Genomic DNA, 814 nt, shown 5'->3' on the forward strand with positions numbered 1-814 from the left:
CCCGAAGCCGAAATCCTCAGTGCACCTGCGGGCAGCGCCTTTATCGTCCTGACCCATGATCACGGGCTTGATTTCCTGCTGACCACCGCCGCGCTTGACCGTCAGGATGCGGCCTACGTTGGCATGATCGGATCCGCGACCAAGCGGATCAAGCTGAGGAACTGGGCACACAAACAGTGTGACGGACAATCCATCGAACATTTGAGATGCCCCATCGGGGCAAGCGGTAGCCGCGACAAGCGGCCCAGCGTCATCGCCGCCTTCGTGGTGGCCGAGGTGATGGCTGAACTGACCTCTGAAACTGCCGCGACCGCCCCGACCGGGGCAACCAAGGCGCCCGTCATGGGCCAACATCACGACCGGAGAGGGAGATCCGCCTGACATCCAACAGGCAATTCCGGTCCTATCAGAGGAGGAGACCGTCATGGACGGGAGGACCTACGAATACAAGCTGTTTACCCGCAGCGACTTCAGCGCTTTCTGGGCGCTATTTACGGATAACCTAGTGAACCTGCTGATCCTTTCCGGGGTCTGACAGTTCGTGTTCCAGATGCCAGCCGAGATCGTCTTTGGCCGCATCGTGCCCGGTGCCGCCATAGCAATCCTGGCCGGTGTCGGAGTTTATACGTTTCTCGCCAAATGGGCGGCCACCAGAAAGGGCGAAGATGTCACCGCCCTGCCCTACGGCATCTCGACCCCGGTCATGTTCGTCTACCTTTTTGGCGTGATCGGACCAATTTACTGGGCCACCAACGACCCGATGCTGGCCTGGCAGGTAGGAATCGGCGCGGGCTTCATGGGCGGGATCGTTGCA

General features: G+C 60.3%; 1 protein-coding gene and 1 pseudogene. Both read left to right on the forward strand.

Annotated elements, in window-relative coordinates:
- Nucleotides 1-381: XdhC family protein (locus ACR0C6_RS21595; protein ID WP_480621179.1), on the forward strand; the 381-nt coding region annotated here is incomplete at its 5' end.
- Nucleotides 382-424: 43 nt separating this feature from the next.
- A pseudogene (locus tag ACR0C6_RS21600) lies at nucleotides 425-814 on the forward strand (xanthine/uracil/vitamin C permease); the annotation flags it as partial.

This window comes from Ruegeria sp. AL12, assembly GCF_056540885.1.